This is a genomic window from Dokdonia sp. Asnod1-B02 (assembly GCF_045063955.1).
Lineage (GTDB): Bacteria > Bacteroidota > Bacteroidia > Flavobacteriales > Flavobacteriaceae > Dokdonia.
The window spans coordinates 2,513,489-2,533,681 of sequence record NZ_JBEFNW010000002.1 but is presented as its reverse complement, the minus strand read 5'-3'; the positions used below and the strand labels follow the sequence as shown (position 1 = coordinate 2,533,681).

The 20,193-nt window shown below is 37.3% G+C and carries 22 protein-coding genes; 10 read left to right on the top strand and 12 right to left on the bottom strand.

Annotated features, from left to right (window positions below; genetic code table 11):
- Nucleotides 1–112: 112 nt before the first annotated feature.
- Both ffh and ACJJVU_RS11480 read left to right on the top strand, forming a co-directional pair.
- Nucleotides 113–1,441 (top strand): signal recognition particle protein, encoded by a 1,329-nt coding sequence (ffh, locus tag ACJJVU_RS11485; protein WP_405225515.1) that lies wholly within the window; start codon nucleotides 113–115, stop codon nucleotides 1,439–1,441.
- A gap of 77 nt (nucleotides 1,442–1,518) precedes the next feature.
- Entirely contained in the window at nucleotides 1,519–2,412 is an 894-nt protein-coding gene (locus ACJJVU_RS11480) for a bifunctional 5,10-methylenetetrahydrofolate dehydrogenase/5,10-methenyltetrahydrofolate cyclohydrolase (RefSeq protein ID WP_108878511.1), read from the top strand.
- Here ACJJVU_RS11480 and ACJJVU_RS11475 read toward each other — a convergent pair whose 3' ends face one another.
- The 6 genes from ACJJVU_RS11475 to ACJJVU_RS11450 form a co-directional block, all read right to left on the bottom strand.
- Nucleotides 2,413–2,700: a hypothetical protein gene (locus ACJJVU_RS11475; RefSeq protein WP_405225512.1), complete on the bottom strand. Its 288-nt coding sequence runs from the start codon at nucleotides 2,698–2,700 to the stop codon at nucleotides 2,413–2,415.
- A 1-nt stretch (nucleotide 2,701) separates the two neighbouring features.
- On the bottom strand, nucleotides 2,702–3,400 hold the full coding sequence (locus tag ACJJVU_RS11470) for a hypothetical protein (RefSeq protein WP_405225509.1): 699 nt from the start codon (nucleotides 3,398–3,400) through the stop codon (nucleotides 2,702–2,704).
- 80 nt (nucleotides 3,401–3,480) lie between these two features.
- Nucleotides 3,481–3,873 (bottom strand): cupredoxin domain-containing protein, encoded by a 393-nt coding sequence (locus ACJJVU_RS11465; protein ID WP_298324083.1) that lies wholly within the window; start codon nucleotides 3,871–3,873, stop codon nucleotides 3,481–3,483.
- Nucleotides 3,874–4,314: 441 nt separating this feature from the next.
- Complete coding sequence (locus ACJJVU_RS11460; RefSeq protein ID WP_013749540.1) at nucleotides 4,315–4,455, bottom strand: hypothetical protein; 141 nt, start codon at nucleotides 4,453–4,455, stop codon at nucleotides 4,315–4,317.
- Nucleotides 4,456–4,484: 29 nt separating this feature from the next.
- The gene (locus tag ACJJVU_RS11455) at nucleotides 4,485–4,643 is read right to left on the bottom strand and encodes a lmo0937 family membrane protein (RefSeq protein WP_035337578.1); all 159 of its coding nucleotides are present in this window, start codon (nucleotides 4,641–4,643) and stop codon (nucleotides 4,485–4,487) included.
- Between the two features lie 135 nt (nucleotides 4,644–4,778).
- A complete protein-coding gene (locus ACJJVU_RS11450) occupies nucleotides 4,779–5,201 on the bottom strand; it encodes a hypothetical protein (protein WP_405225504.1) in 423 nt (140 codons plus the stop codon).
- A gap of 108 nt (nucleotides 5,202–5,309) precedes the next feature.
- Here ACJJVU_RS11450 and ACJJVU_RS11445 point away from each other — a divergent pair, with 108 nt between their 5' ends.
- Nucleotides 5,310–5,744, top strand: coding sequence for an Lrp/AsnC family transcriptional regulator (locus ACJJVU_RS11445; protein WP_013749537.1), 435 nt, complete (start codon nucleotides 5,310–5,312; stop codon nucleotides 5,742–5,744).
- A gap of 9 nt (nucleotides 5,745–5,753) precedes the next feature.
- Here the strand turns inward: ACJJVU_RS11445 and ACJJVU_RS11440 are convergent, their stop codons facing one another.
- On the bottom strand, nucleotides 5,754–6,332 hold the full coding sequence (locus ACJJVU_RS11440; protein WP_339845157.1) for a hypothetical protein: 579 nt from the start codon (nucleotides 6,330–6,332) through the stop codon (nucleotides 5,754–5,756).
- A gap of 382 nt (nucleotides 6,333–6,714) precedes the next feature.
- Between ACJJVU_RS11440 and guaA the strand changes: the two genes are divergently transcribed.
- Together guaA and ACJJVU_RS11430 are read left to right on the top strand one after the other, a co-directional pair.
- A complete protein-coding gene (guaA, locus tag ACJJVU_RS11435) occupies nucleotides 6,715–8,247 on the top strand; it encodes a glutamine-hydrolyzing GMP synthase (protein WP_405225500.1) in 1,533 nt (510 codons plus the stop codon).
- A 9-nt stretch (nucleotides 8,248–8,256) separates the two neighbouring features.
- Nucleotides 8,257–10,293: a LysM peptidoglycan-binding domain-containing protein gene (locus ACJJVU_RS11430; RefSeq protein ID WP_405225497.1), complete on the top strand. Its 2,037-nt coding sequence runs from the start codon at nucleotides 8,257–8,259 to the stop codon at nucleotides 10,291–10,293.
- A gap of 75 nt (nucleotides 10,294–10,368) precedes the next feature.
- On the opposite strand, the gene ACJJVU_RS11425 is transcribed toward ACJJVU_RS11430, so the two are convergent.
- A complete protein-coding gene (locus ACJJVU_RS11425) occupies nucleotides 10,369–11,145 on the bottom strand; it encodes a membrane metalloprotease (RefSeq protein ID WP_405225494.1) in 777 nt (258 codons plus the stop codon).
- A gap of 43 nt (nucleotides 11,146–11,188) precedes the next feature.
- On the opposite strand from ACJJVU_RS11425, the gene ACJJVU_RS11420 reads away from it, so the two are divergent.
- A complete protein-coding gene (locus ACJJVU_RS11420) occupies nucleotides 11,189–11,719 on the top strand; it encodes a DUF2059 domain-containing protein (RefSeq protein ID WP_339845147.1) in 531 nt (176 codons plus the stop codon).
- Here the strand turns inward: ACJJVU_RS11420 and ACJJVU_RS11415 are convergent.
- Nucleotides 11,712–12,422, bottom strand: coding sequence for a class I SAM-dependent methyltransferase (locus ACJJVU_RS11415; protein WP_405225490.1), 711 nt, complete (start codon nucleotides 12,420–12,422; stop codon nucleotides 11,712–11,714). The genes ACJJVU_RS11420 and ACJJVU_RS11415 overlap by 8 nt on opposite strands.
- Nucleotides 12,423–12,445: 23 nt before the next feature.
- Between ACJJVU_RS11415 and ACJJVU_RS11410 the strand changes: the two genes are divergently transcribed.
- Nucleotides 12,446–12,940: a YkgJ family cysteine cluster protein gene (locus ACJJVU_RS11410; protein WP_013749530.1), complete on the top strand. Its 495-nt coding sequence runs from the start codon at nucleotides 12,446–12,448 to the stop codon at nucleotides 12,938–12,940.
- A gap of 33 nt (nucleotides 12,941–12,973) precedes the next feature.
- Here the strand turns inward: ACJJVU_RS11410 and crcB are convergent, their stop codons facing one another.
- Together crcB and ACJJVU_RS11400 are read right to left on the bottom strand one after the other, a co-directional pair.
- The gene (gene crcB, locus ACJJVU_RS11405) at nucleotides 12,974–13,345 is read right to left on the bottom strand and encodes a fluoride efflux transporter CrcB (RefSeq protein ID WP_144783641.1); all 372 of its coding nucleotides are present in this window, start codon (nucleotides 13,343–13,345) and stop codon (nucleotides 12,974–12,976) included.
- 6 nt (nucleotides 13,346–13,351) lie between these two features.
- A complete protein-coding gene (locus ACJJVU_RS11400) occupies nucleotides 13,352–14,383 on the bottom strand; it encodes a GyrI-like domain-containing protein (protein ID WP_405225485.1) in 1,032 nt (343 codons plus the stop codon).
- Between the two features lie 87 nt (nucleotides 14,384–14,470).
- On the opposite strand from ACJJVU_RS11400, the gene ACJJVU_RS11395 reads away from it, so the two are divergent.
- Entirely contained in the window at nucleotides 14,471–16,495 is a 2,025-nt protein-coding gene (locus ACJJVU_RS11395) for a dipeptidyl-peptidase 3 family protein (protein WP_405225482.1), read from the top strand.
- Between the two features lie 150 nt (nucleotides 16,496–16,645).
- On the opposite strand, the gene ACJJVU_RS11390 is transcribed toward ACJJVU_RS11395, so the two are convergent.
- Complete coding sequence (locus ACJJVU_RS11390) at nucleotides 16,646–18,046, bottom strand: fasciclin domain-containing protein (RefSeq protein ID WP_405225479.1); 1,401 nt, start codon at nucleotides 18,044–18,046, stop codon at nucleotides 16,646–16,648.
- Between the two features lie 75 nt (nucleotides 18,047–18,121).
- Between ACJJVU_RS11390 and ACJJVU_RS11385 the strand changes: the two genes are divergently transcribed.
- Together ACJJVU_RS11385 and mnmA are read left to right on the top strand one after the other, a co-directional pair.
- Nucleotides 18,122–18,814 carry a toxin-antitoxin system YwqK family antitoxin gene (locus tag ACJJVU_RS11385; RefSeq protein ID WP_405225476.1) on the top strand — a complete coding sequence of 231 codons (693 nt, stop codon included), beginning with the start codon at nucleotides 18,122–18,124 and terminating at the stop codon, nucleotides 18,812–18,814.
- 162 nt (nucleotides 18,815–18,976) lie between these two features.
- Nucleotides 18,977–20,170, top strand: a complete 1,194-nt coding sequence (mnmA, locus tag ACJJVU_RS11380) for a tRNA 2-thiouridine(34) synthase MnmA (RefSeq protein WP_405225473.1) — start codon at nucleotides 18,977–18,979, stop codon at nucleotides 20,168–20,170.
- The last annotated feature ends 23 nt before the right edge of the window (nucleotides 20,171–20,193 follow it).

Sequence of the window (20,193 nt, the reverse complement as noted above, 5' to 3'; positions counted from 1 at the left end):
CTTCTAGTTATTAAGTAGTTTTCTACACATTTTTATAGAATCTGTAATTATTAAAGGAGTGATAAACCACTACAAATCCTTAAATTTGCAACCTTTACAATAGCAGATAACTATGTTTGATAATTTAAGTGATAAGTTAGATAAAGCCCTACACGTACTCAAAGGTCACGGTAGCATTACGGAAGTAAACGTTGCAGAGACACTTAAGGAAGTGCGTCGTGCTCTTATAGATGCAGATGTTAACTTTAAGACTGCAAAGGAATTTACAAACCGTGTTAAAGAAAAAGCTTTAGGATCTGACGTATTAACGACCCTACAACCTGGGCAGTTAATGGTGAAGCTTGTAAAAGATGAGCTTACAGAGTTAATGGGAGGTGATGCAGAAGGAATTAATCTTTCTGGTACTCCATCTATTATCTTAATGTCAGGTTTACAAGGTTCTGGTAAGACAACCTTCTCAGGTAAGCTTGCAAACTTCATTAAAACCAAAAAAACAAAGAAACCTTTATTAGTAGCCTGTGATGTATATCGTCCAGCGGCTATTGATCAACTACACGTAGTAGGAGATCAGATTAAGGTAGATGTATATTCTGATCGTGATGAGAAGAATCCAGTAAAGATTGCTCAAGATGGTATCGCTTTCGCGAAAGCAAACGGTCACAACGTAGTAATCATTGATACAGCAGGTCGTCTTGCTGTAGATGAGGTGATGATGAAAGAAATTGCAGATGTACATGCTGCAATACAACCACAAGAGACACTTTTTGTAGTAGACTCGATGACTGGTCAAGATGCTGTAAATACAGCAAAAGCCTTTAATGATATCCTTAACTTTGACGGTGTTATCCTTACAAAGCTTGATGGTGATACTCGAGGTGGAGCAGCAATCTCTATTAAATCTGTAGTAGATAAGCCTATTAAGTTTATTGGTACTGGTGAAAAAATGGAGGCGATAGATGTATTCTATCCTTCACGTATGGCAGATCGTATTCTTGGAATGGGAGATGTTGTGTCACTTGTAGAGAGAGCGCAAGAGCAGTTTGACGAAGAAGAAGCTAGAAAACTGCAGAAGAAGATTGCAAAGAACCAATTTGGCTTTGACGATTTCTTAAAGCAAATACAGCAAGTAAAGAAAATGGGTAACATGAAGGACCTTATGGGAATGATCCCAGGTGCCGGAAAGATGCTCAAAGATGTAGATATTGATGACGATGCTTTTAAGCATATAGAAGCAATCATTCACTCCATGACGCCTAGTGAGCGTGAAAATCCCTCCACAATCAATGCGAGTCGTAAAAAACGCATAGGAAAAGGTTCTGGTACTTCGGTACAACAAGTAAACCAGTTGCTCAAGCAGTTTAATCAAATGAGTAAGATGATGAAAATGATGCAAGGAGGCGGAGGCCGCAAGATGATGCAGATGATGAATCAAATGAAATAACAATATCCTTAAAAGGCACCCATAACGGGTGTCTTTTTAATTTATATGAAACAAACTAAACCATAACGCTATTACCTATGACTATTCTTGACGGGAAGAAAACTTCAAACGACATTAAAAACGAAATCAAAGCCGAAGTTGATAAAATGAAAGCAAACGGTGAGAAGGTGCCTCATCTTGCTGCAGTGATTGTAGGTAATGATGGAGCTTCTCTTACATATGTAGGGAGTAAAGTACGTGCCTGTGAGCGTGTAGGTTTTGAGTCTACCATGGTGCGCATGACAAACATGACTAGCGAAATTGAATTGCTAGATAAAATTGAGGAACTTAACCAGAACGAAGATATCGATGGTTTTATAGTGCAGTTGCCATTACCTCCTCAAATTGATACTCAAAAAGTATTACTAGCAGTAGATCCGGATAAGGATGTAGATGGTTTTCACCCTACAAACTTTGGAAAGATGTCTCTTGATATGAGTACATTTATCCCTGCAACGCCATTTGGTATCCTTGAGCTTATGGATCGCTACGGTGTAGAGACTAAGGGAAAACATACCGTGGTTATAGGACGTAGCCACATTGTAGGTAGACCTATGAGTATATTAATGGGGCGTAAAGGCTTCCCAGGAAACTCTACTGTTACCTTAACACACAGTCATACTAAGAATATAACGCAAATTACATCGCAAGCAGATATCATTATTACTGCACTAGGAGTTCCTGGATTCCTTAAAGCCGAAATGGTAAAAGATGGAGCTGTAATTGTAGATGTGGGAATCACTCGCGTACCAGATGAAACTCGTGAGAGAGGTTATTATATTACTGGAGATGTAGACTTTGAGCCTGTAAGTAAAAAGGCAAGTTTTATCACGCCAGTACCAGGAGGAGTAGGGCCTATGACAATAGCAATGCTGCTTAAGAATACTTTACTAGCTCGCGAGCGTCACAGAGCGATGTCTAAGAAAAAATAACTAAGCATGCTTTGCGGCTCCAAAGAAAATAGGAATCGCGATCATGAGCATGCTCATAATACCTAGGATAGTGATAATCCAGTTATATCGTTTACCAATTAATCTTGATAAAACATATAACAAAGCTGTTGCAACTCCTAGAATAAGTGGAATCCCAGCAACCGAAGCTGCGTTCTTGCTTAGCGTACCATAATCGCCATAGTAGAGCATTGCGGTGCAGATAATAATAAAACAGCCCAAAGTGATTAAGTTCCACTTTGGGCTGTTCTTTTTTTGTCTAAAACTCATATTATTTGATGACGTTTACATCTGTAAAGTATAGTCTAAAGCTACCATCTTCACTCTTGTGATCTGTAGCTATAGAAAGCCCTTCGATATTCTTGTATCCTTCAAAAGTTGTAACCATAGAAGGTTCGGTAGCATTTCCTTTTCTAAAAACCCATTCGGTAATTACATAGTCATCGCCATAGTAGAAGTCGTAGGCGTCTCCTGGTGTGTAACCTCCTTCATTTCCGTAGAGAAGGGTAAGTTTTTTAGTTTGCTTTCGCGAAAGCGGACTCATTACACTGTCGGTTACTTTTATTGAAGTTCCTTCATCCCAAACAAGTTGATAAGGAGCAAGAAGCCAGTATTTATCATTTATAAACCCTTGGTCTGCTTGCATAGAGGTGCTGTCTACGGTAGCACGATTATAAGAAATGGTATCTCCAGCGGCAATCATAGTCACATCATTTGTTATTGGTTTCCATGACCATGAACGACTTGCTACAGTAGCGCCGTTGCGATCTACATTAAATGTAAAGTCAAGTTTTTTTACATCTTTCCAGTTTGCAAGGCCGTTTGCATAAGCAACTTTTTCTGCCTCTGTAGTAGGTGTGAATGTAGCTTCAACTTCTAGGTTATTGGTGTCTCCTTTAGTTGTGGTGTTCTCCTCTTTACAGCTTAATATAACTAGAGAAGATGCAAGAAGCATTGAGTATAATTTCATAGTGTTATTTTTGAGGTACAAAAATAACTAAAAAAAGCCCTGTATAAGGTTATACAGGGCTTTGCTATATTTATTATAGATTACTGCACTACAAGAACGTTATCTGTAGATGTCTTGTTAAGTGGGCAGAAGTAAACATACTCACCTTTAGTAAGTTTTGTAACGTTTGAAGTTCCTGTCGTATTATTAGGTACTACTGCAGTTACATAGGCAGTTTTGATGTGATTTTCTGGATTAGAAATATCTTTTCCTTTAGGTACTAAAACAAAACCTACATCTGTACCTACATTGTTATTTGCAATTGAAAACGTGTAAGTTCCTTCACTTACTACGATTTGCTTTTGAGTAAACTCTCCTTTAGTTTGCTCTAATGCGATTACTTTGTTTGAGCTCTCCTTCATCATTTTATCTTGCGCTTGTGCAGAAAAAGAAACCGTTAAGATAAGTACGAAAATTGAAATTATTTTTTTCATTGTATTGGATTTTGAACGTAAATGTTTTTTTAAAAATCAGTTTAGTAATTTCATGGTGGTTATAGTGATCACTAAAGCTTTACCATTTGAAATTCTTATGCTCGGTTGGACGGAGCTTTATGAGAACGCTTACATTTTAGTAGAGATAATTTTGTAATTAAGTAGTAACTAGTTGTAAGTCAATTATAAATTGCACTTTTTTTATGCTGAGTAATCCAAATACAATCTTTCTAGCGTATATCGTATTATATAATGGTTCTTAAATGTGTTGAGTCATTTAAGATTGATAAATAGCTTACCGCAAGTTCCCCAAATAAATCCCTCATTCTAAAATGCGTTTTGCAGAGCAATTCACCAAAACGCATTTTTTCTTGATAACATGAGAAACAAAAAAAGCCTTTCCGTTTTGGAAAGGCTTTTCTATTAAAACTTTTGATGCGATTAATCTACTGCATCTTCTACGTCATCTACTGCATTTTCTACTGCGTTTCCTACTTTTTCGCCAGTGGTTTTTTCTCTACAGCTTGAAAATGAAAGTGTAAAAATTGCGATTGCTGCTAGTGTTAAAAATTTCTTAGTCATTGTTTTATGGTTTATTGATTAATTTGTTTTTATAACTTTTTTCCGGTTGCTAGTCTATAGAGAATGCCTACTACAGCCAGTACGAGTAAAATGTGAATTAAACTTCCTACTGCATCTCCAAAGCCAAAGTATCCTACGAGCCAGCCTATAATTAGGAGAACTACAATTAGGGATATAATATCTCTCATAACAATTGGTTTTATAGTTGTTCAATGTTAAAAGTAGGTGGATTGCTGAAATCCAGATGTTTGCTTAACGATATTTAACAAGGCATTCTTAATATATTGACAATTTCCCTGGAGACGTTGGGAAAATTTATCGTGCTAGTTTTGGCTAGTCAACTGTAACGACCACTTTTTAAATCCTGCCTCAAGCTTATGAGCTGTATGTGCTAGTTGTTGTACACTATGACAGCGATTGCGGTAAAGGATTTCGAGCCTTTTACAAAGTTTAGAAAGTTGGCTTACGCGCTCCTCTATATGCTTTTGAAAATAAAGCTTTTTTGAATAGTCGGCAGTTATTGCGGCTTCGGCAATAGACATAGGTAATGATAGCGCTGTGTGCGAAATAAATTCAGATAGATTTGTGGCAAGTTCTTTTTCTGAAGGACAGTTTAAAATACTGTGTTGCAAATGTCCATTAGACAGCTTTCGCGAAAGCGTAAAAAGATCCATAGCCTCATTGTATAAAGCGTGGCGCTTTATATCAAAAGATTGCTTAAACTGTGGTTCTTGAACTATTTTCATCGTAAAGTAAAAATACAATCAGAATACTTATTGTAAATTTGGTTTATTAAGCAGAATGCTATTTTTGCTTTAAGAATATTGTATTATTAACCTTGAATTTTAAATTATATGGTAGATGCACTTAATAATCGTATTTTAAAATGTTTGCAAGAAAATGCGAGACAGTCTAATACTGCAATTGCTACACAAGTAGGAATAAGTTCGCCAGCCGTAGGAGAGCGCATAAGAAAGATGGAAGATGCAGGGATAATACTAGGTTATAAGGCAGAAGTCTCTGAGGAGGCTTTGGGGTATCAACTCAAAGCAATTATTACGATAAGAGCTTTTATGGGGAAGTTGAAACCTTTTTTAGAAAACGTAAAAGGATGGGAAGAGGTAGTGAATTGCTATCGTATTACAGGTAATGAAAATATTGTGATGGAAGTCGTGTTGCGTAATCAAAAACACCTTGAGCAATTTATAGATAGAGTGATATCGTACGGGGAGTCAAAAACGCAAATAGTGCTTTCTCACGTAGTTGCTCAAAATCCTATTCTTAAATAGCAAAGAAGCTTAATTTTTTAAGCCTTCGTCCTCACTATCCTCCCATTCATCATCTTCATCTAGATTATTTAAAAATGTGTTTGGGTCTATGTTCTTTAGTTGGGCGGGATCATCAAAGTTTACACCTGGGGGATTAAAGAGGCCCCATCTATCAATGATATATTGAGTGGCATCAAAGGTCTGAACCCAGCGAGCAAAAATAGGTCTAAGCATCTCAATAGCATCTCCTAATAAATCGAGATACTCAACATCTTTATAGCCAGAGGCTAGTAAACCTTTTGAATCCTGAATGATTTCTCTAGCCGCCTTTCTTACTACGGTAGCATTCTCCATTTTGAGGTCATACAGATCTACTCCGTGAGCAGTGGCTATGGCAGATGGAATAAGAATCGCATTATCCATCATTTGTTGTGTATATCTTTGGTAGAGCGCTTTTTTATATTGAGAGTTAGGATTGTTGTCCTCTAGCTTAATACCTTCTATGATATGCTCTACAAGATGAAGAATCACAACGCCTTGTCTAAAAACAGGGAGCTTGCGCCATTCATCTATTCCGCTTTCATAGTGATTGTTTTCATCTTCGGTCATAAGGATTTATAAGAAGTTGTTTATGTGGTCGTTACTTACTATTAAATATAGTTAGAGATACATAATTGCATGTAAAATTAAATATTTTATAATAGTTTAAAATTAGTAATTAATGTACTTCACTACTTCTCGTTGAGTAGGTAGAAATCACCGTTTATAGGTTACTAATCTCTAAAATATAACTGCTGTTGCATTCTTCATGCAACGGATTAATAAAAGTCATTATAACCTTTAACTTAGTAGCTATTATAGACTGCAATTTTAAATAAGTTTAAGTGGTTGCATGGGATGTCCTCTAATGGTAAAAGCGCTGTAGAAAAAAAACCAAATATTTCTGCTTTTGTCTTTATAGGAACTCTATCAAATTATGCTATTTTTGTCTATGCAAAATAACGTCCTCATATTAGACTTCGGGTCTCAATACACGCAGTTGATAGCACGTAGAGTGCGAGAATTAAATATATACTGCGAGATAAAACCATTTAATAACCCACCAAAAGATCTTTCTTCTTATAAGGCTGTAATCCTTTCGGGATCGCCGCATTCTGTAAGAGGAGAAGATGCACCGCATCCAGATCTTTCAGAAATAAAAGGTAAAAAACCTCTTCTGGGAGTTTGTTACGGAGCGCAATACCTTGCTCACTTTTATGATGGTGAGGTAGGACAATCTAACACTCGTGAGTATGGAAGAGCAAAACTTTCTGTAGTAGACGAAGGAGAACTTTTCTTAGAAGGGGTTTCTGTAGGAAGTCAAGTGTGGATGAGTCATAGTGATACCATCAAGAAATTACCAGTAGGAGCAAAACGTATTGCATCTACACATGATGTGGAAAACGCTGGATATAAACTAGAGGGAGAAGAAACTTATGGAATACAGTTTCACCCAGAAGTATATCACTCTACAGACGGGAAGCAGATTTTAGAAAACTTCTTAGTGAAAATAGCAGGAGTAGCGCAAACATGGACGCCAGATGCCTTTGTAGATACTACGGTTGCAGATCTAAAAGCAAAGCTTAATGACGATCGTGTAATTTTAGGACTCTCTGGAGGTGTAGATAGTACTGTTGCAGCAACTTTACTACATAAAGCAATAGGCAAGAATCTATATTGCATCTTTGTAAATAATGGATTGTTACGTAAAGACGAATACACTCAAGTACTTAAGCAATACGAAGGTATGGGGCTTAATGTAAAAGGTGTAGATGCTTCGGCACGTTTCTTGGAAGCGCTAGAAGGAGAGAGCGATCCAGAGACTAAGCGTAAAGCTATAGGACGCGTTTTTGTTGAAGTATTTGATGACGAGAGTAAACTTGTAGAAAATGCAAAGTGGCTTGGTCAAGGTACTATTTATCCAGACGTTATTGAGTCTGTAAGTGCAACCGGAGGACCTAGCGCAACTATAAAATCTCATCACAACGTGGGAGGATTACCAGATTATATGACACTTAAGGTAGTAGAGCCTTTAAGAATGTTATTTAAAGATGAAGTACGTAGAGTAGGAGCGAGTATGGGGTTATCACCTGAGTTATTAGGTAGACATCCATTTCCTGGGCCTGGTCTAGCGATTAGAATTCTAGGTGACATTACTGCCGAGAAAGTACGCATCTTACAAGAAGTAGATCATATATTTATCAGTGGTCTTCGTGAGTGGGGATTATACGATAAAGTATGGCAAGCAGGAGCAATGTTATTACCAGTAAACTCTGTAGGAGTGATGGGTGATGAGCGCACGTATGAAAAATGCGTTGCACTTAGAGCTGTAGAGAGTACAGATGGAATGACGGCAGACTGGGTAAATCTTCCTTATGAATTTTTACAAAAAGTGTCTAACGATATAATTAATAAGGTAAAAGGCGTTAATAGAGTAGTCTATGACATAAGCTCTAAGCCACCTGCTACAATTGAGTGGGAATAAATCTTAACTATGAAAAAATATATTACTGTAATTGCGATAGTTGTTTTTAGCGCTTTCGCGAAAGCGTGCTCAACACCAGCAGCTACAATATCTAGCAATACTGCTACTGTTCAAAAGTTTGTTTCTCATCAAGTGAAAGCTGGAGAAACACTAAAAGACATAGCCGATAAGTATGGTATTACTACAAAAGAAATCACTAAGCTCAATCCAGATGCTCGTAAAGAAGTTTACGAAGGTTTGGTATTGATATTGCCATCTACAGCAACTGCTGTTAGAAAGGTAGATAATGTTACTCAAGATAATGTAAAGTTTAAAACGCACAAGGTAAAACGCAAGGAGACACTTTATAGCATTTCTAAAAAGTATGGTGTTTCTCAAGAGACGATAAAGCGTTTTAATAAGTCTTTATATAGCGAAGTGCTACGCAAAGGTGACAAGCTGCGCATACCAGTTAATTATTCTGAAAGTGCGGTGACAGATACCACTGTAAGCTTACCAGATTCTCAAGGAGCTTATATAACTCATGATGTTATAGCAAAAGAGACTAAATACGGGATCGCTAGAAAGTATGGAATTACCATAGCAGAGCTTGAAAGTACAAATCCGTCGCTTAGAGAAGGTCTTAAAATAGGTGATAAACTAAGAGTTCCTAAAGCAAATTTTGCAAAGAGTACCATCATAGATAATGATGAATATGCTTTTTATGAAGTGCAAAAAGGAAATACACTATATAGTTTATTACGCATTTTTAAGCTAGAAGCAGATGAGTTAATCGCATTAAACCCAGCACTAGACGAAGGTCTTAAGGAAGGAATGATCCTCAAAGTGCCTAAAGGAAGTCCAGGTTCAGGTACTCCGACGCAAGCCGTTGCAGGAAACCCTGATGTTACTATTCTAGAAGGTGAAAAAGGATCTTTAGTTAATCAATTAACTGATTTCTCACCAAAACGTGTGGCTATAATGCTTCCTTTTGGGGTAGGGCGTGTAAATACTGGTAATGCAGAGGTAAATGAAAATTTACTTAGAGATGATCGTATTCTTAGGCTATCATTAGATTTATATAGTGGTATGCTTATGGCAGTTCAAGATGCTAAAAAAGCTGGTATTACCACCGTTGTAGATACCTATGATACCTCATACAATCGTAAAGATGGCGCGGCAACAAATGCACGCAAAGTAGAAACTATTATACAGTCAAATGATTTTTCTGCGGTTAATGCTGTAATAGGGCCGCTTTTAGGTAATAATATAGATAGAGTGTCATCACTACTCAATGCACGCAACATACCTGTAATATCACCTATGTCTAATAAGGTGGCTGGAAGAAATAATATTTTTGTATCAAGACCAGAGGATGATTTGTTAAGTAAAAAGATGCTTTCTTACTTAAAGGCTAATGGATCAGGTAAAAATATTGTGGTAATAGCAGATAAGAAAAATAGCGCTACATTATCAAAGATAAGAGCTATTTTCCCTAATCTAAAGACGGTAACACCTCGCTCTAACGATAAAGGGTACTTCTTATATCCAGGTGATATTCCAGCACAGCTTTCTAGCGAACTAGAAAACTGGGTGATTGTAGAGACTAATGATGTTCCTTTGATTAGTAGTGTTACTACAAGTCTTAATGGGCAATTAGGTACTATGAAAGTAGTGATGTTTACTACTGATAGGAGTAATGCTTATGATAGTGATGAGATACAGCATGATCATTTAAAGAATCTTGCTTTCCATTTTCCATCTGTAGAAAAAGAATATAAGTACAATAAAGCAAAAGCTTTTATTGATAGTTACGAGACTATGTATGGTGTAAGTCCTAGTGAGGCAGCAATAAGAGGATATGATGTAATGTATGATACATTGTTGCGTCTAGCTTACTCATCAGATTTATATGCTGCGGCAGCGACAGGTGTGGAGACAGATTATGTAGAAAACAAGTTTAAGTATAGCTCAAGAGCAAAAGGCGGCTTTTCAAATAATGCGGTGTATCTTATGAAATATACAGATACATTAGAACTTGAAGAAGTACCTTTTATAGAAGAATAATTTATAAAATTAAATGGTATTTAAAAAAAGGGATTGACGCAAGTCAATCCCTTTTTTAGTTGTTGTAATAAACTTTTATAACCCTCCGTTTGCTTGTAAATCTTGAATACATAACGCGTCAAAATTAGGGAGAGATGCGGTATTACTAGTATTAAAGATGGTAGTTACAGTTTGAAAATACATTAAGCAATCCTCAATATTACAATGTCTGCCATTTTCCTCATCATGGTGATCTGACGTAAGTGGTGTTCCACCATTTACAAGTCCAAAAATATGACCGAATTCATGACGGATAGTACCTGTTTCGATTGCTGTTCTGTTACCAGGAGTTATAGCATTCTCACTTATATCTATTAAAGTTTTTTCATAGATAACCATCGATGTGTTTCTGTAGGCAGTACCTAATACTACAGAAGTGTCAGTATCTGTTGGGTTGCTTTCGTCAGAAAAGAATAGCCACACGCCCATTTCATCCCCATTATTAAAAACAGATCTATTCGCATCTTCTATGGCCACGATATCATTTATATCATATGGACCTTCTGTATTTGTTATTACTGTAGATTCTACAAGTGTAATACCGTCTGGTTTGTTAAGTCGCTCTTCAAGAAATGGTATTAATAATTCTATAGTGCTATCCGTTGGTCTAAAGCCTTCCGGATATGCTATTTCTACTCGTAGGCTAGTAAACTCATCACTAGATAGTAATTCGTTTGCAGAGGTTCCTAGTGGTTGTTTATTTGCAGCATTCTCTGTTGGGTCAGATGATAGTGTAGTAGGATCATCATCGTCACAACTTATAATAAAAAGGAGTGATAGTATTAAAAATGCAAGCTGTTTCAATGATTTCATGTGTATAATGTTCTATATTTATGCCCTTATTAGAACAACAAAAATGATGAAAAAATTATTTATAGCCGTATTTCTCTTTACTTCTTTAGCTGGATACTCGCAGGAGAAAACGTATCACGAGCAAGTTTTGAGATATTTTCAAGTGAATGGTACTGCAGATCAGTATAGTAACGCAACTAATGGCCTTTTTGATTTATTAAAAAATCAATACGCTAGCAAGAATGTTCCAGACGCTGTGTGGAACGAATTAAAAACAGAAACACCTAAACAGGTAGATCGCATCTTAAATATGCTGGTTTCTGCTTATAGAGGAAGCTATAATCAAGAGGACATTCAGAATATGCTTGCTTTTTATGAAACGGGTGCAGGACGTCAAATGCTTACAGATAAAACAGCATTAGATTATGAGCAACAGAAAGAAGTAACAGTATTTTATAATACACCTACAGGACAAAAGATCTTAACTGTAGAGCCAGATATTGCTCAGAACATAGGAGAAATATCAGAAATCTGGAGTAGAGATTTATACAGAATGATGGTAGATAAACTTGCCGAAAAAGGATATACTATGTAAGCGTAAGTTTCGCTAGATATTCATAATGATCACCTTCTAAAATGAGCTCACAATTGAGCTCATTTTTTTGTGCATACCATGCAAGTGTTTCATAGTCTAGATAAAGCCAGTCAAAGTTAGAGCTCTGCTCGCCTCTATAGCTCATCGAGTACGTCACCTCTCCATAGTAGTCACGATGTGTATCCATCCAGAATCCGCCATCCTCGTCCTCGAACATAAATGCGATATCTGATCCGTCTATAAGAATCTGACCATCTTTATTGAGTAACGTTTTAAGGTGCTTTAAGTAATCGTCTATTTTTGATATTCGCTCAAAAATTCCTGTGCCATTCATGAGTAGTAAAAGCGTGTCGTAGGTGTCTTTATGTTCTAGAATATTAGAGTGCACTGCTTTTTTTAAACCACGCTTTCGCGAAAGCGTAATAGCTCCCTCACTAATATCTATTCCAGTAACATCAAGTCCTTGCTCTTGTAACCATAAACTATGACTGCCCGCGCCACTACCTATGTCGAGTATAGTTCCCTTAGAAAGTGATAATGCTCGTTGCTCTATCACTGGCATTTCTTCAAATGGCCTGAATAAATATGGAATAGGGATTACATCATCTTCTGCAATAGAGGAGTGCACCACGATATCTTCTGTGTACTTGTTATCAATAAAATCTTGGAGTGCTGCCCCAAAAATATCTACCTCTTTTGCCATAGCTTTATGATTACCTTTGCGCCATGGAAGATTTTATTAAAGCCCTCCCGCAGCTGGCCAAAGATAAGCAGAATGAGAATAAAAAGTTCTTTGCAAAGCTGCGCAGTAAACCTCCAAAAAACTTGGACTACATCATGCAAGAACTGCATGAAGATGAGTTTGAAAGAACAGATTGCCTTACGTGTGCAAACTGTTGTAAGACAACAGGGCCGCTCTTTACAGATAAGGATATCCAGCGTATTTCAAAACACTTCCGCATGAAGGAATTTGACTTTATTAAGACGTATTTACGTATTGATGAAGAGAAGGATTACGTGCTGCAAGAAACACCGTGCACTTTTCTAGGAGCAGATAACTATTGCTCTATCTATGATGTGAGACCTAAGGCTTGTAGAGAGTTTCCGCACACGGATAGAAAGAAATTTCAGCAAATTTCTAAGCTCACTATGGAAAACGTGAAGATGTGTCCAGCTGCCTTTAACATCGTAGAGGAGATGAAAAAGAGAATCAAAGTATAATTAACCTACTTAAAAGTGAAAAGCTGCGATATTTTAAAAACTCTTACCCAGCTCAATCCCGCCAAAGACTGCAAGAATACCAAGAGCGAAACTTGCAATGGCATACAATGCAAATGTCATAAAATCTCCAGATTTTAGAAGTACGTGATTCTCATATGCAAAGGTAGAGAAAGTGGTAAAACCTCCACAAAAACCTGTTGCTAGTAATAATGTAGTGTTACTGTTAAGTGTGTTGTTTTTAAGTGCCCATCCTAGTATAATACCTATCAACAAGCTACCTATAATGTTTGCCGCAAAAGTGCCGTAAGGTATACCAGAACTAGGATCATTTATAAACTTCCCTAGAAGGTATCTTGCAATACTTCCAGTACCACCACCTATAAAAACGAGTATAAGAGTTTTCAAGAGAGCTTATTTTAAATCTTCAATTGGCACATAAATTTCTGTAATCCAATCTGCCGGGTTAGGATGATCTTGAGGGTCTGTTACATAAACCTCAAAAGGTTTTTCATTGGAAAGTGTATATCCTTTGTCCTGCACATGTTTCATAGCAGTGCTCCATGCCTCTCCCAGATTTATATAATTACCAACTAGTGTAACTTTTACCGCAGTTACTGTAGGCATATATCCGCTAAAAACGTTTGTATCTCCAGCTACAATAATCTTTTCACGCACAGGTAATGCATTTGTCATAATAACATCACCATTAGGGAATGTCTCATTGTAAATAGTAAAAGGCATCCCAGTTACTGCAATATTATTTTCTGACATAAATGTAGAAATGCCGTTATAGTTTTGAGACATGATAGTAGGTACAGAAGGAGCTTTGGCAGAAGTAGTTCTGTATAAATAGAAACCTCCACTGTATTGCGTGATTCCATCTATATTAACCTTGTATTTCCCTATTTCTTCACGAGCAGCTGCTTCAAGACCAGTAAGCCCTTGCTCATACATTTCTTGCATATCGGCTTCAAAGTCCATTCCTGTAAAGGCAAAATAAACTTTATCCATGAGCGTGTGCTCACCTTTAATTCCCCATGTTGCTATGGTAGCAAGTTGTTCTGTAGTTTCAAACGTCCAGTACACCTCAGGTTTACGTTCACCTCCTGGTGTTTGCAGCGTCATGTCTTGTTTTAGTGAAATGCCAGGAACAGCTTCTGTAGTAGTCATGCTTCCGTCCACTTCACCTTGCCAGCTGTATGAAGCCCCTTCTCCAGATGTTTTATCAGCATAATTAAAAACCATAGTAGGCTCTTCCTTCTTCCAAGGGCCCCATTCTTCCCATGTTTTGTACTCGTTTACAATATCGTAAACCACCTCTCTTGGCGCATTAATCTCTCTAGAGGCTTCTATTTGATAAGTGCCATCTTGAGTGCCAAAGTATATTGCTCCAGCAATAACAACAATAAGAATAACGAAGAGTAAAAATTTTAAAAATTTCATTGGTGATGGTTTGGTTTGCAGTAAAGATAACAAAATTCATCGTGTGGAATTTTGCTATATTTACGTGCACAAATTATTAAATAACTTATGAGTCACAAAGGAATATACGCGCTAGCAATTGCAGCGATTCTCGCAGTAGGATGTGGAGAAGAAAATAAGGATGATAACGCTTTCGCGAAAGCGGAAACAACAACTGCAGATTTTGATTTTACAGTTGGCCAGTTTGCCGATATTAAGATATTACGTTACCAAATTCCAGGTTTTGAAGACCTAACACTTAAGGAGCAAAAGCTGGTGTATTATATGACACAAGCAGGACTTGCAGGTCGTGATATTATGTGGGCTCAAAACTACCGTCATAATCTTGAGATTAGGAATGCGCTAGAGACGATTTATACATCTGATAAGGTTGCAAAAACAGGAGAAGAGTGGGAGCAGTTTGAAACATTCATGAAGCGAGTATGGTTTGCAAATGGTATACACCACCATTACAGTAATGCTAAGATGAAGCCAGATTTTTCTCAAGACTACCTAAAACAATTACTTGCCGAAAGTGGAGCAACACTAGAAGGTGAAGCTTTTGAAGTACTCTTTAATGATAAGGACAGCAAGAAAGTAAACCTAGCCAAAGATGTTGATATCGTTCTAGAAAGCGCGATTAACTTTTATGGACCAGATGTAACTACAGCAGAGGCAGAAGCATTTTATGATGCAATTAAAGTAGATGAAAATGAGCCTATAGAAAAAGGACTCAATACACGTCTTGTAAAAGAAAACGGAAAACTAGTAGAACAAGTTTACAAGAGTGGAGGATTATATGGCGAGGCTATAGATAATATAATCGGTTGGTTAGAAAAAGCACAAACCGTTGCCGAAAATGAGCAGCAAGGAAAAGCTTTAGGACTGCTTATTGAATATTACAAGACGGGAAGCCTTGATACTTGGGATGATTACTGTATCGCATGGGCAACTTCTACAGAAGGAAACATAGATTGGATTAACGGGTTTATAGAAGTCTACAATGACCCTAAAGGTTATAAAGGTTCTTATGAGACAGTAGTTCAAATTAAAGATTTTGACATGTCAAAAAAAATGGCAGCACTATCTGTAGATGCACAGTGGTTTGAGGATAACTCACCGTTAATGCCAGAGCATAAGAAGAAGGAAGTAAAAGGAGTTTCTTATAAAACAGTGATTGTAGCAGGAGAAGCAGGAGATGCCTCACCATCTACGCCTATAGGTGTAAACTTGCCTAACAATAACTGGATACGCCAGACGCATGGTAGTAAATCGGTTTCTCTAGGTAACATAATCAATGCTTACAACAATGCTGGTGGATCTGGACGTCTTAAAGAATTTGCACATGATGCAGAGGAAGTTGAGCTAGAAGAAGCATATGGACAATTAGGAGATAAGCTTCACACAGCTTTACATGAAGTAGTAGGTCATGCCTCTGGACAGATTAACAAAGGAGTGGGTACACCTAAGGAAACTCTTAAACGTTATAAGTCTACGATAGAAGAAGGTCGCGCAGATCTTTTTGGGCTGTATTACCTTATGGATCCAAAACTTCAAGAAATAGGACTGGTAGAAGACTGGGAAAAAACAGGAATGGCTGCATATGATGGCTACATCCGTAATGGATTGATGACGCAGCTTATACGTCTTGAACTAGGTGATAATGTAGAAGAAGCTCACATGGTAAATCGTCAGTGGGTAAGTGCATGGGCTTTTGAGCGTGGTGCAAAAGAAAATGTTATTGAGAAAGTAACTCGTGATGATAAGACATACTTTAATATCACAGATTATACAAAGCTTCGTGCAATCTTTGGAGAATTACTAAGAGAGACGCAGCGAATTACTTCAGAGGGAGATTACGAAGCTGCAAAAGCTCTTGTTGAAAATTATGGGGTGATAGTAGATCAGGATATACACAAGGAAGTACTGGCTCGTAATAGCCAATTCAAAAGTGCTCCATACAGTGGTTTTGTAAATCCTGTAATCGTTCCGCAAATGGAAGGTGAGGAAATTACTGGCTTTACTATAGAGCAACCAGAAAGCTTTGAAAATCAAATGCTTGATTATTCTAGCAAATACGGTCATTTAGACTAAGTGTAATAAGTACGCTTTCGCGAAAGCGTAACACTTAAAACCTCCCATCTTAAAAAAAGATGGGAGGTTTTTTTATAATGTAATTTCAAAAAAAATCTCCACTACAATAAATTGCAGGGGAGATTTTAAATAGTTGGGTAAGAATCTTTTTTACAAGTCTCTTAGCACTCTACCTACAGCATGTATTACACCATTTGTAGCTTGTACATTTGTAGCGACAATTGGGTTTGCATCGCCATCTGGGTCGATGATTGCTGCAGGATCTGCTTGTATAGTTACATCTGCTCCTCCTAGTGGAGTAACTGCAGTACCATCAAGATCTGCAAGATCTTCTGATCTTACATTTGCATTAGGAATCACATGCAGTTCTAAGGTCGCAGCGAGTGTCTCTGTAGGAATATCTGATAACATCTCTAATTCTAGGTCTGCTAGTAAATCTGCAAAAGCATCATTAGTAGGTGCAAATACAGTGAACGGTGCTGGTGATGTTCCGAAAGGTGTCTGCAATGCAGCTACATATCCAAAAGTTTCATCTGCAGTTAATGCTGCAACAAGTGTAGAAAAATTAGGATCTGCAGTGGCAAATGTCGTGATATCTGGAAGTCCTATTACGGTGTCAACTACATGAATCACACCATTTACAGTTACAATATCTGCTATAATTACATTCGAAGTTCCATTGAGTGTTACCACATCATTTGTGTTTACGTAAAGACTTATAGGCGCATCTTCGTTTCCTTCAAAAGTAGCAGCTGTATTTACATATCCATTACTTAATGTTGTCGAAATCGCAACAGCTCCCGGTACTACGTGGTTTGATAATACTTGTGCAAGCACGCCATTATCTACATCTGCAAGGGTGTTATCACCTAAAAATGTTGCAAAGGCGTCGTTAGTAGGTGCAAATACTGTAAAGTCTGCATCTGTATCACTTAATAGATCTGTAAAAGTTGTATTTCCTTCATTTGTAAGAGCGGCAACTAGTGATGTTAATGCAGGATTTGTAGTTGCAAATGTTACGATGGTTGGTAAATCAATTACGGTGTCTACGGCATGTATTACGCCATTATCTGTTACAATATCTGCAGTAGTTACTGCAGATTGTCCATTAAGAACGACACCATCTGTTGTATCTACATATAGACTTATATTTGCGTTAGAAGAAGGCTCTGTGGCCAAGTTGCTTACGTATCCAGTTGACAGTTCGCTAGAAGTAACTGTCGAGTTAAGAACATGGTTTAATAGTACTTGGGTTAATACCGCATCATCTACTTCCTCAAGAGCAGCTCCATTTAAAAATGTTTCAAAAGCTGCGTTATCAGGTGCAAATACAGTAAATGTTCCGCTTCCTGCTAGTGTGGCGTCGAGATTGGTGCGTTGTAAAGCGGCTAGTAAAGAACTATAGTTTTCATTACCTGCTACAAAGTCTGCAATGGTGTTGCTTTCTCCTTCTATAATGTTTCCATTATCGTCGTCATCGTTACAAGAAATTGTAACTAATAGCGTTAATGCAATAAACGCTAGTTTTGTAATACTCATTAGATTTTTCATAAAAATGTAGTTTTTGATTTGTTTAATGTAAAATTAAAATGACTAAACAAGATAAACTCCTAATTAATAGTTAAAATGTCAAGATTAACAATTGTTTTAATAATTCTAATGGCTCAATATCAGCAGTTGAGCGTAGCACAAAGCTATAATCAATTTGATGAAGATGGTAAGCGCCACGGCCTATGGCAGAAAACTTTTGATAATGAAAATCAATTACGATATACTGGAGCTTTTAGTCATGGTCAAGAAGTAGGCACCTTTAATTTTTATGATAGTAAAGGAGGTCATCCCACTGCTGTAAAAGTATATACGCCAGATTCACCTTATATATATGTAACCTTTTTTACAACCGATGGAAAGATGGTAAGTAAAGGAAAGATGAATGGGAGAGAACGCATAGGAGAGTGGTTGTCATACCATCAAGATGGAAATTCAGTAATGATAAAAGAGAATTATGAAAATGGCAAATTAGATGAAGAACGCTCTGTTTACTTCATAAATGGCGTTCTTGCGCAACAAGAATTTTATAAGAAAGGTTTAAAAGAAGGGAAAGCCACTTATTACTCAGAAGAAAAGAAAGTACTTAAAGAATTACAGTATGTAAATGACAAACTAGAAGGGGCAGTACGATTATACAATGGTTTTGGACAACTAGAAGTAGAGGGTACTTACAAGAATAATCGTAAGCACGGTCTCTGGAAGTATTATAAAGGTGATAGGGTAGACAAAGAAATTAAATACCCTCGTAACAAGATAGGAGTTCAGTAATCTTAGTGTAAGTTTTCTCTATAAATATCAACTACTTCTTATGTGAAAAAATGCACTCTTATTGTGTAAATTTGCATTCTTAATTATGAGCAAGAATAATAGCTCTTAAAATAGCAAAGTGAAGCTATAATTAGCCGATGTTTTGCAAACAGATATTAGAAAATGAAAACGGTAGTAGTAGGTCTTAGTGGTGGAGTAGATAGTAGTGTTACGGCTCACTTATTAAAGGAACAAGGATACAACGTGATCGGTCTTTTTATGAAGAACTGGCACGACGATTCTGTAACGATATCTGATGAGTGTCCGTGGCTAGATGATAGCAATGACGCAATGCTCGTTGCCGAAAAGTTGGGAATTCCTTTTCAAACAGTAGATTTAAGCGAGCAATACAGAGAGCGTATTGTTAATTACATGTTTAAAGAATATGAGATGGGACGCACTCCTAATCCAGATGTGCTGTGTAACCGTGAGATTAAGTTTGACGTGTTCATGAAAATAGCACTTTCACTAGGTGCAGATTTTGTAGCTACTGGACATTATTGTCAAAAGACTTCGATTGAAGTAGACGGTAAGACTATATATCAGCTTAAAGCTGGAGCAGACGACAATAAAGATCAATCATATTTTTTATGCCAGCTATCGCAAGAGCAATTGGCAAAGACGTTATTTCCTATAGGGCATTTACAAAAGCCTAAGGTGCGCGAGATAGCTTTAGAGCAAGACCTTGTAACTGCAGGAAAGAAAGATTCTCAAGGACTTTGTTTTATAGGGAAAGTACGATTACCAGACTTTTTACAACAACAATTAAAACCTAAGGAAGGTGTGATTGTTGAGGTGATGGAAGATACTATTCCTGAGGTTGCAGGTGGTATGGAGGCTAGTAACGCTTTCGCGAAAGCGGACTTAGAAAACCTTGTAAAAAAACCAACTTATAGCGTTGCCGAAGGAAAGGTGGTAGGAAAGCACCAAGGAGCACATTACTTCACAATAGGCCAGCGCAAGGGACTTGCAGTGGGCGGCACTGTAGAGCCTCTTTTTGTGATAGATACAGACGTAAATGAAAATGTAATTTACACAGGTCAAGGGAAAAATCACAGAGGATTATACCGCAAAGGGCTCTTTGTAAAAGAGGAAGAAATACACTGGATACGAGAAGATCTCACGCTTGCTATAGATGAAACTATGGAAGTAGAAGCAAGGATACGCTATAGACAGCCACTAGAAAAAGCAACACTTTATAGAGTAGAAGGTGGTATGTATGTGATTTTTGATAATCCTCAGACCGCCATAGCCGAAGGTCAGTTTGTGGCATGGCATCATGGAGAAGAGTGCTTGGGTTCTGGAGTTATTTCGTAACTTACGTACTCATCTCGTAGAGC